Genomic DNA, 1,357 nt, shown 5'->3' with positions numbered 1-1,357 from the left:
GGTAGTGTCAAGTATTTTTCGCAAAATGGTTTGCAGGCCCTGGCATGAGAGAAGTCAGCCAGCAATGGAGGCATCCTCAACGGCAGCCTCCAGGTGCTTCATGTTCATGTATTTCTTGTTACCCCACTGGGTACCGGCTACATGGCGCAGCCGGGCACAGACCAGCATGAGGGCGGAGTTGCCGTCCGGGAAACTGCCCACTACACGAGTGCGGCGGCGGATCTCCCGGTTCAGCCGTTCAATGACGTTATTGGTACGGATGCGAGTCCAGTGTTCGCTGGGAAAATCGCAGTAAGTCAGCGTTTCCTCAATGCCATCCTCCACCTTCTTGGCAGCCTCTTTCAGCTTCATAGATCGCAGTTGCTCCACCACGTCTTTGGCTTTCTCACGGGCAGCCCTCTTGCTTTCCTGGGCGTGGATTGCCTTGAGCATCTTTGCCACCAGCTTCACCTTGGAGCGAGGCGTGACAGAGAACACATTGCGGTAAAAGTGGACGGTGCAGCGCTGGTACTTGGCTTCGGGGAATACTTCTCCCACAGCCTCCAGCATACCAAGACACTTGTCGCCAACAATGAGTTTCACTCCGTCCAGGCCACGGCTGCGGAGCCACTGGAAGAAGCTGATCCAACTGGCCTTGTCCTCTTTCATGCCCTCGGCGGCACCAAGAACCTCACGGTATCCGTCCTCATTTACCGCAATCGCCACCAGAATGGCCACATTTTCAAACTCTCCGCCCCAATTTCGGCGCAGGTAGATCCCATCCACATAGACATACGGATAGCGCCCACCTTGCAGAGGGCGGTTCCGCCAGTCCTCAATGTGGACATACGCTTTCTTATTCAGCTCGCTGATGGTGGCCGGAGACACCTTGCTTCCCCACAGAGCCTCGGTAATATCCTCTACGCGCCGGACGGACACGCCTGCCAGGTACATCTCAATGAGGGCTTCCTCCACGCTGCTCTCCCGGCGGCGATACCGCTCAATGATGGCGGTCTCGAAGGAGATCCCTTTGAGCTTGGGTACCTTGAGGGTAACATCCCCGGAAGTGGTGGTAAGATTGCGGCTGTAGTGGCCGCTGCGGTATCCCTGGCGCTGCTCATTACGCTCGTACCGGGCCGCCTGGGTCAGCTTTTGAGCCTCAGTCTCCAGCAGCTCGTTGAGAGTTTCCTCTACGCTCCCACGCACAAGTTCCTTGAGTTCGTTCTTGATTACGGCCTCGTTTAGTTGTACAATCTTCTCGGACATGGTTTGCTCTCTCCTTTCAGAATGGTGTGTCGCAACTTCATTCTACCAGAGTTCTGCAAACCATGTCTTCTTTTATCCTCTTTTCAATTTGCGAAACTTATTGTACCTTATC

The 1,357-nt window shown here is 54.9% G+C and carries 1 protein-coding gene; it reads right to left on the bottom strand.

Features of this window, described 5'->3' with window-relative positions; all coding sequences use genetic code 11:
- Positions 1 to 54: 54 nt before the first annotated feature.
- Positions 55 to 1,245 (bottom strand): IS256 family transposase, encoded by a 1,191-nt coding sequence (locus tag I2E77_RS13660; protein WP_195451508.1) that lies wholly within the window; start codon positions 1,243 to 1,245, stop codon positions 55 to 57.
- Between the last annotated feature and the right edge of the window lie 112 nt (positions 1,246 to 1,357).

It is taken from the genome of Anaeromassilibacillus sp. 1001302B_160321_C8 (assembly GCF_015554745.1).
Lineage (GTDB): Bacteria > Bacillota > Clostridia > Oscillospirales > Acutalibacteraceae > Anaeromassilibacillus > Anaeromassilibacillus stercoravium.
This window is presented reverse-complemented; position numbering and strand designations above follow the sequence as displayed.